The organism is Streptomyces sp. NPDC091371, from assembly GCF_040684275.1.
Classification (GTDB): Bacteria; Actinomycetota; Actinomycetes; order Streptomycetales; family Streptomycetaceae; genus Streptomyces.
This window is the reverse complement of sequence record NZ_JBFBFP010000096.1, coordinates 1-7,819: the sequence shown is the minus strand read 5'-3', so window position 1 is coordinate 7,819 and position 7,819 is coordinate 1. Positions and strand designations below refer to the sequence as shown.

Annotated in this window: 9 protein-coding genes; 4 read left to right on the top strand and 5 right to left on the bottom strand. The window is 71.8% G+C overall.

From position 1 onward, the window contains the following. Positions 1 to 355: 355 nt before the first annotated feature. Positions 356 to 760, bottom strand: coding sequence for a PIN domain-containing protein (locus tag AB0O21_RS40135; protein WP_365180869.1), 405 nt, complete (start codon positions 758 to 760; stop codon positions 356 to 358). An 11-nt stretch (positions 761 to 771) separates the two neighbouring features. Continuing rightward, positions 772 to 1,218, bottom strand: coding sequence for a helix-turn-helix domain-containing protein (locus AB0O21_RS40130; protein WP_365180866.1), 447 nt, complete (start codon positions 1,216 to 1,218; stop codon positions 772 to 774). 132 nt (positions 1,219 to 1,350) lie between these two features. Here AB0O21_RS40130 and AB0O21_RS40125 point away from each other — a divergent pair, with 132 nt between their 5' ends. Both AB0O21_RS40125 and AB0O21_RS40120 read left to right on the top strand, forming a co-directional pair. Beyond that, positions 1,351 to 2,013, top strand: a complete 663-nt coding sequence (locus tag AB0O21_RS40125) for a pyridoxal 5'-phosphate synthase (protein ID WP_365180872.1) — start codon at positions 1,351 to 1,353, stop codon at positions 2,011 to 2,013. 9 nt (positions 2,014 to 2,022) lie between these two features. Next, the gene (locus AB0O21_RS40120) at positions 2,023 to 2,538 is read left to right on the top strand and encodes a hypothetical protein (protein ID WP_365180863.1); all 516 of its coding nucleotides are present in this window, start codon (positions 2,023 to 2,025) and stop codon (positions 2,536 to 2,538) included. Positions 2,539 to 2,576: 38 nt separating this feature from the next. On the opposite strand, the gene AB0O21_RS40115 is transcribed toward AB0O21_RS40120, so the two are convergent. Genes AB0O21_RS40115 through AB0O21_RS40105 form a run of 3 tightly spaced genes read right to left on the bottom strand, consistent with a single transcriptional unit; the run spans position 2,577 to position 3,988 of the window. Further along, positions 2,577 to 2,993, bottom strand: a complete 417-nt coding sequence (locus AB0O21_RS40115; protein ID WP_365180860.1) for a Zn-ribbon domain-containing OB-fold protein — start codon at positions 2,991 to 2,993, stop codon at positions 2,577 to 2,579. Next, positions 2,990 to 3,442 carry a DoxX family membrane protein gene (locus AB0O21_RS40110; protein ID WP_365180857.1) on the bottom strand — a complete coding sequence of 151 codons (453 nt, stop codon included), beginning with the start codon at positions 3,440 to 3,442 and terminating at the stop codon, positions 2,990 to 2,992. Before AB0O21_RS40110 ends, AB0O21_RS40115 begins: the two co-directional genes overlap by 4 nt. A 60-nt stretch (positions 3,443 to 3,502) precedes the next feature. Beyond that, positions 3,503 to 3,988 carry a hypothetical protein gene (locus AB0O21_RS40105; RefSeq protein ID WP_365180854.1) on the bottom strand — a complete coding sequence of 162 codons (486 nt, stop codon included), beginning with the start codon at positions 3,986 to 3,988 and terminating at the stop codon, positions 3,503 to 3,505. A gap of 106 nt (positions 3,989 to 4,094) precedes the next feature. Between AB0O21_RS40105 and AB0O21_RS40100 the strand changes: the two genes are divergently transcribed. Together AB0O21_RS40100 and AB0O21_RS40095 are read left to right on the top strand one after the other, a co-directional pair. After that, positions 4,095 to 5,300 carry an NAD(P)/FAD-dependent oxidoreductase gene (locus AB0O21_RS40100; protein ID WP_365180851.1) on the top strand — a complete coding sequence of 402 codons (1,206 nt, stop codon included), beginning with the start codon at positions 4,095 to 4,097 and terminating at the stop codon, positions 5,298 to 5,300. A gap of 177 nt (positions 5,301 to 5,477) precedes the next feature. Continuing rightward, a complete protein-coding gene (locus AB0O21_RS40095; protein WP_365180848.1) occupies positions 5,478 to 7,712 on the top strand; it encodes an acetate--CoA ligase family protein in 2,235 nt (744 codons plus the stop codon). Positions 7,713 to 7,819 lie beyond the last annotated feature (107 nt).

Here is a 7,819-nt window from a genome sequence, read left to right as displayed (position 1 = left end):
ACGACGAAGGAGGAGCGCCCTTGACGAGCCGTTCCGACACGGAAGGACTATGGGACTGACGGGAAACCCCCCGCGCCCTCTCTGATTCCGCCCAGCCCGGACCCCGCCAACCGCGCAGCCCCCGCCCCGCAGCCCGGGGCGGGTAGGCAAACACCGCCCCGCCCTCACCCCCCGACGGAGTAAAAGCCCCGCACGCGCGTGAACCGCCACTACGGTCAGATGCGACGTCGGACCTCGGCTGCGAGCTGCGCCGCCCCGCCTGCGGACAAACGGTCCAGCAGACCATGCAGTTCCCTGGGCTCCCTGCGATAGCCCGCTGCCTGCCTCCTCAGCAAGGCCAGCGTCTCCATCGGCCTCAGATCGAGCGCGTCCAGTAGAGGAAGTCGTCAGGGCTCAGGACATCGATTTCGTACGGCCCCACCGCTTCCGACGGGAAGTCACGCAGGTTGAGCGTCACGAGAGCGTGCGCATGACCACGCACCGCCGCGGCAAGCACGTGCCGATCCTTGGGATCGTTGCGCATCGCCGGGATCAAGGACTCGTACCCCGTCACCGAGCTGTCGGGAAAGGCCGATCCCATGACGTCAACCAACCGCTTTGCCGTCAACTCATCCGTTCGCTCCGCGATATTCCTGCGGAGCTCCTCGAGAATGCCGCCCGACCACAGCGGCTCGTACACCTCGGCCTCGGCCAGCCGGAGGAGGGTGTCCCTCAGGTAATTGGGATAGAGGACGCACGTATCGAGCACGACGCGCTGCACAAAGCCCCCAGTCAGTCGTCGTAGAGACCGGATTCCTCGGTCGAACGCACCAGCTCGTCCAGGCCCGTACGGCGCCTCGCACGTCGTAGCGACTGGTACTCGAGAACGTCGGTGAGCAGCACGCGACGGTGCCGGCCGGGGCGCGTGTGGGGGATCTCTCTGCGTTCCAGAATCTTGACGAAAGTAGGCCTGCTGACACCGAGGAGGTCCGCTGCCTCCTGGGTCGTCAGCGTCGTGTGAACGGGTGCGACGGTGACCGCCTTGCCCTCGGACAGCGCCCGGACCACGACGAGCAGCGCCTCGTACACCTCAGTGGGCAGCACCTCCGTCGCGCCGTCCGGACCCTGCAGAATCGCCGGCTCAGACCCGTGCTCCACTCGATCAAGCAAGGCGCGCAGGTGGGCGATCTCCGCCCGGTGCTCGGGCAGCAGGGTTCTGTCCTCGGCGGTAGCACGCATGCCAGGTCCCTTCTAGGCTTCCCTCAGCACCGCAGAATTCGAAAGAAACGCAACACCTGCTGGGCGGGGGCAGCCTCGTCATAGCCTGACCGCATGACGAGCGAGACGAGCCAGACGAGCCAGCCCAGCGAGATGAGCGACGACGAGTTCCGCGAGACCCTGCACTCCCTGCGCGTGTGGGACTCCCCCCTCCCCGGCTTCGACGCCGCGGCCGCGCCCGACGAGCCGCTGCCGCTGTTCCGGGAGTGGTTCGTGGCGGCCGCCAAGGCGGGGCAGGCCGAGCCGCACACCATGAGTCTGGCGACCGTGGACGCGGACGGGCGGCCCGACGTGCGGACCCTGATGCTGCACGACGCCGACGCGCGGGGCTGGCACTTCGCCTCGCACGCCACCAGCGCCAAGGGCCGGCAGCTGGCCGGGCAGCCGGAGGCGGCGCTCGGGTTCTACTGGGCGGCCGTGGGGCGGCAGGTGCGGATCCGGGGGCGGGTGTCCGCGTGCGGGGCCGCGGAGAGCCGGGCGGATCTGGCCGTGCGCTCGCGCGGGGCGCTCGCCGCGGCGCTCACGGGGCGGCAGAGCGAGGTGCTGGGGTCGGTGGAGGAGCTGGCACGGGTGGCGCAGGAGGCGTGGGAGCGGGCGGGGGCCGAACCGGACGCGCCGGCTCCGACCTGGACGCGGTACGTACTGGACCCCGCCGAGGTGGAGTTCTTCCAGGGCGACGCCGCACGCAGGCACGTCCGGCTGCGGTACCGGCGTACGGCCGACGGTGCCTGGGTGCGGGAACTGCTCTGGCCGTAGGGTGAGTTGGTGGAGATCAGTTCGGTAATCATCGCGGTGGCGGGCGTCGCGGGAACCCTGGGGGGCGCGGTCCTGACCCAGCGCGGCTCCGAGCGCGTCAAGCGCCGGGAGATAGAGCTCGTCCGCGGGCACGAGGAGGCCCGTGAACGGCTCTCGCTGCGGCGCACCTGCTACGTGGAACTCAACCGGGACGCCCGGCAGTTCACCACCGCGCTCAACAAGCACCTGCACGTCATGCGGGAGCGCACCGTGGAGGACGCCGACCGGGTCGCGCTCGACGAGGCGCGCGACGCCCACCGCGACCGGTACTCGGAGGCGCAGATGATCGCCCCCGAGGCGGTGCTGACGCCTGCGAGCGCCGCCAACCAGGCCCTGAGCCGGGTCTACGGCCAGGTCAAGCGCCTCGAGCGCGGTGAGCCCGGGCCGGGCGAGACGATGGAGGGCGCGGCCCGGGCGCAGTACGAGGTGTGGGACTTCCTGCGGGCCATGCGGCTCGCCATGCGCCAGGACCTCGGCGTGGAGTGAGGGTGAGGGTGAGGGTGAGGGTGAGGGCGGGGCCCCGGTCAGGCCGCCGGGCGGAAGACCGGGACCCAGAGCCCTTCCACCGCCTCGCGGAAGGTGACCGCGAGGGGCATGCCGATGCTCAGGGCCGCCACCTCGCAGTCCACCACCTCGGTCATCATCCGCGGGCCCTCCGCCAGGTCGACCACCGCCGCCGTGTACGGGACGCGGGTGCCGAAGGGCGGGAGGTCGTTGCGGTGGATCACCGACCAGGTGTAGAGGGTCGCGCCGCCGCTCGCCGCCTCCCAGGTGACCCGGTCCTCGCCGGCCCAGCAGAAGGGGCAGAACTCGCGCGGGTAGTGGTGCGCCCGTCCGCAGTCGGCGCAGCGGCGCAGCAGGAGGCGGCCTTCGGCGGCCGCGTCCCAGTAGGGGCGGGTGAAGTCGTCCGCCTCGGGGAGGTCGTAGCGCACGGTGTTCAAAGGAAGAGTCCGATCGCGGCGTCGAGGGACCAGGTCTGCCAGGACATGGCGAAGAGGGCGACGAGCGAGATCAGCGCCATCATCGCGTTCTGCCCCTGCTCGGCCCAGTCGTGGATCATCAGCACCAGGTAGAGGAGGTTGAGCAGCAGGCCGCCGACGAGGGCGATCGGCGTGAGGAAGCCGAGGACCAGGCCGAGGCCGAGGGCGAGTTCCGCGTAGACGACGATGTACGCCATCAGCTTCGGGCGCGGTGCGACGACCGCCTCGAAGCCGCCCTTCACGAAGGGCCAGCGGTGTTTGCCGGCGACGTCGGCGGCCCAGGCGATGCCGGTGCCGCGTTCGAACCAGCCCTTCTTGTCCTTGTGCCGCCAGCTCTCCAGCCACCACAGGCCGAGGCCTATGCGCAGTACGGCGAGCCATTCGGCCCCGCTGAGCCAGATGGTCTGCATCCCACCCTCACCCACCCAATCGCGATCTGACGGTACGTCAGTTCAGCGGATCCGGGGCGATCACGCAAGGGCCCTGCCGGGGTAAGGCCGTCCGACATCGCGGACCCATACGGGGAAGGGGGCCACCACCGGCTCGTCCTGCGCCTCCCCCTCCGCCAGCTCAACCCAGCCGACGGCGCCGGGCTCTTCGTCGGCGAGGAAGCCCTCCACGAGGGGCCCGAGATCGGCGACGGGCACGTACGCGCCCCGGAACGGCAGCTCGTCAGCGGCCACCGATCCCGTGGAGCAACGCAGCTGTCCGGCCTGCTCGTCGCGCCAGACGTAGAAGGTCACCGGCCCCACGAAGCCCCGGTCGAAGACCCGGCGCCGGATGGCCTCGGCCGTCCGCTCGAAGGCGCCTACCACCTCGGGGGCCGAGAGGGAGCGCGGGTCCTCGCCCTCCGCGAGGTTCAGCCGCCAGGTGTTGGTCTCCCACTCGACCCGCCGGTCGGCCGGGTCCAGGGCGAGGGGGTCGTCGGCTATCTCCGCAATCCATGTCAGCAGCACCGCAGCAGTATCCCCGCCCGGCTCCAAACGGCCCGTGACCGATCCGCAATCGATTCCCTCCTCGTCCGAGACCCATCAACGCTGCGTGGCGATACGATCACACCTCATGCCCGGACTCCCCACAGCACCCGACATGACCACCCAGCCCCGCCCCGTGTACGTCATCGGGGGCGGCCCCGGCGGCCTCGCCGCGGCCGCCGCGCTGCGCGCCCGCGGGGTGCGCGCCGTGGTCGTCGAGAAGTCGGACGGGGTCGGCGCCTCGTGGCGCCGCCACTACGACCGCCTCCAGCTGCACACCACGCGCCGCCTCTCCGCCCTCCCGGGCCTGGCCATACCGCGCCGCTTCGGGCGCTGGGTCTCCCGCGACGACCTGGTGCGGTACCTGGAGAAGTACGCCGAGTTCCACGAGCTGGAGATCGTCACCGGGGTCGAGGTGACCCGTATCGAGCGCGCGGCGGACGGCGGCGGCTTCACCCTGCACGCCACCGGCGGCCGGGTCCTGGCTGCGGCGGCCGTGGTCGTCGCCACCGGGTACAACCACACGCCCGCCCTCCCCGACCGGCCGGGCCGCGAGGCGTACACCGGCGAGCTGCTGCACGCCGCCGACTACCGCAACGCCGAGCCGTACGCGGGCCGGGACGTGCTGGTCGTCGGCGTCGGCAACACCGGCGCCGACATAGCCGTCGACCTCGTCGAGGGCGGGGCAGCGCGGGTGCGGCTCGCCGTGCGCACCGCCCCGCACGTCCTGCGCCGCACCACCGCCGGCTGGCCGGCCCAGCGCACGGGGATCCTCGTACGCCGGCTGCCGGTACGGCTCGTGGACCGGCTGGGCCGGTTCGTCACGAAGGTCTCCGTCCCGGACCTGTCGGCGTACGGGCTTCCGCGCCCCGACACCGGCCTGTACAGCAGGGTCAACGAGGGCGCGATCCCGGTCCAGGACGTCGGCCTGATCGACGCGGTCCGCGGCGGCCGGGTCGAGCCGGTGGCCGCCCTGGACTCCTTCGACGGCTCCGAGGTGGTCCTCGCGGACGGTACGCGGATCAGTCCGGACGCGGTGATCGCGGCCACGGGGTACCGGCGCGCACTGGAAGGGCTGGTGGGCCATCTCGACGTCCTGGACGAGCGCGGACGCCCCCTCGCGCACGGCCCCCGCACCCACGCCCAGGCCCCCGGCCTGTACTTCACCGGCTTCTCGAACCCCATCAGCGGGATGCTCCGGGAGATCGCCATGGACGCCGAGCGGATCGCCAAGGCGGTGGCGGCGGCCCTGGCGGCGGCGGAGCGCGGCGGGGGCGGCCGCCACCTGGCCTGAATGGCGCTCTGGACCGCCCGCAAGCGGTTCTGGCACCTTCGTGGCGGGTTCGTCACATCACCTCCACCACCTTTCCTGCGCAGCCCTGTTCCTGACGGCACGTCAGTTCAGTAATCTGACTACGCGTCAGTTATTTGAGGTTCCATCGAGGTTCATCGAGCAGGAGCGGGCGGAACGATGCTTGGATCTACTCACGGCACCCTCACCACCGACTTCCGCGCACGTGTCGAGGCCTGCGGGGAGTCCGCCAGAACGGCCGTCCACTCGACGGCCGCGCCGTCCGCCGAGGACACGGTCGCGCTGGACGTCAGCGGACGGCCGCTGCACGCCGACGTGCCCGACCTGGACCGGTTCTTCCGGCCCGAGTCCGTGGCCGTCGTCGGCGCCTCGGACGCCGAGGGCAGACCGAACACCGGCATCACCCGCCAGCTCATCGCCTGGGCGGAGCGTGTGGGCGCCCGGATCCATCCCGTGCACCCCACCCGCCCCACCGTCTTCGGGCTGCCCTGCCACGCCTCGGTGGCGGACCTGCCCGAACAGGTGGACCTCGCCGTCCTCCTCGTCGGAGACCCGCTGCCCGTCATCGAGGAGCTGGCCGAGACGAAGGTGAAGTTCGCCGTCGCCTTCGCCTCCGGCTTCGCCGAGACCGGCGACGCGGGCGCGGCCGCCCAGGCGCGCCTCGGCGCCGCCGTCGAACGCTCCGGCCTGCGCCTCCTCGGCCCCAACACCAACCTCAACGCCTTCGAGGAGTTCCGCGACGACCTCGACGGCCCGGCGATCGCCCTGATCACCCAGTCCGGCCACCAGGGCCGCCCGGTCTACACCCTCCAGGAGCTCGGCATCCGCCTCTCCCACTGGGCGCCGACCGGCAACGAAGCCGACCTCGAAACCTCCGACTTCATCTCATACTTCGCCGAGCAGCCCGAAGTAGGAGCCATCGCCTGCTACGTCGAAGGCCTCAAGGACGGCCGCTCCTTCCTGCTCGCCGCCGACCGAGCCGCGCGCAACGGGGTCCCGGTCGTCGCCGTGAAGGTCGGCCGCACCGAGACCGGCGCCCGCATGGCCGCCTCCCACACCGGGAAGCTGACCGGCGCCGACACCGTCGTGGACGCGGCGATGCGCCAGTTCGGCGTGATCCGGGTGGACGGGCTGGACGAGCTCCAGGACACGGCCGCCCTGCTCGCCCGGGCCCGCAAGCCGCAGGCCGAAGGGGTCGTCGTCTACTCCATCTCCGGCGGCACGGGCGCGCACTTCTCCGACCTCGCCACGGAGGCGGGCCTCTCGCTCCCCACCCTCTCCCAGGCCAAGCAGGACGAACTCCACCAGTGGATCCCGGAGTACCTGAACGTCGCCAACCCCGTCGACAACGGCGGCCACCCGGTCGGCGACTGGCGCGGCCGCAAGATCATCGACGCGATCCTGGCCGACCCGTCCGTCGGCGTCCTGATCTGCCCGATCACCGGCCCCTTCCCCCCGATGAGCGACAAGCTCGCCCAGGACCTGGTCGACGCCGCCGAGGCCACCGACAAGCTCATCTGCGTGATCTGGGGCTCCCCGGTCGGCACGGAGGACGCCTACCGCACGACCCTCCTCGGCTCCTCCCGCGTGGCCACCTTCCGTACCTTCGGCAACTGCATCACCGCCGTACGGGCCTACCTCGGCCACCACCGCTTCACCGCCGGCTACCGCTCCCCCTTCGAGGACGCCCCGCGGACCCCGTCCCCCTCGTACCGCAAGGCGCAGGCCCTGATGCGCCCGGGCCAGCAGCTCAGCGAGCACGCGGCGAAGCAGCTGCTGCGGGCGTACGGGATACGGGTCCCCCGCGAGCAGCTCGTGACGAGCGCGGCCGCGGCGGTCCGCGCGGCGGGCCTGGTCGGCTACCCGGTGGTCATGAAGGCGTCGGGGCCGCAGCTGGCCCACAAGACGGAACTCGGCCTGGTCAAGATCGGCCTCACCTCGGCGAGCCAGATCCGCGACGCGTACCGGGAGCTCACGGACATCGCCCGCTACGAGAACGTGCCGCTGGACGGCATCCTGGTCTGCCAGATGGTGGAACGGGGCGTGGAGATGGTCGTCGGCGTGACCCAGGACGACCTCTTCGGCCCCACCGTCACCGTCGGGCTCGGCGGGGTCCTGGTGGAGGTCCTGCACGACGCGGCGGTCCGCGTACCGCCGTTCGGCGAGGATCAGGCCCGCGCGATGCTGGGCGAGCTCCGGGGGCACGCGCTCCTGGAGGGCGTCCGGGGAGCGCCGCCGGCGGACGTGGACGCGCTGGTGGAGGTCATCCTGCGGATCCAGCGGATGGCGCTGGAACTGGGCGACGAGCTGTCCGAGCTGGACATCAACCCCCTGATGGTCCTCCCCAGGGGCCAGGGGGCGGTGGCGCTGGACGCCTTGGCCATCTGTCGCTGATCCCCTGCGGCACCGCTGTCGGGGGCTCCGCCCCCGAACCCCCGCGCCTCAAACGCCGGCGAGGCTGGAATTGCCCTGCGGGTAATCCAGCTGCGCTTCGAGGACGG

Coding starts and splice junctions, on each gene's coding strand:
- AB0O21_RS40130 (WP_365180866.1), bottom strand. CDS start 1,218: ATGCGTGCTACCGCCGAGGACAGAACCCTGCTGCCCGAGCACCGGGCG.
- AB0O21_RS40125 (WP_365180872.1), top strand. CDS start 1,351: ATGAGCGACGACGAGTTCCGCGAGACCCTGCACTCCCTGCGCGTGTGG.
- AB0O21_RS40110 (WP_365180857.1), bottom strand. CDS start 3,442: ATGCAGACCATCTGGCTCAGCGGGGCCGAATGGCTCGCCGTACTGCGC.
- AB0O21_RS40100 (WP_365180851.1), top strand. CDS start 4,095: ATGCCCGGACTCCCCACAGCACCCGACATGACCACCCAGCCCCGCCCC.
- AB0O21_RS40095 (WP_365180848.1), top strand. CDS start 5,478: ATGCTTGGATCTACTCACGGCACCCTCACCACCGACTTCCGCGCACGT.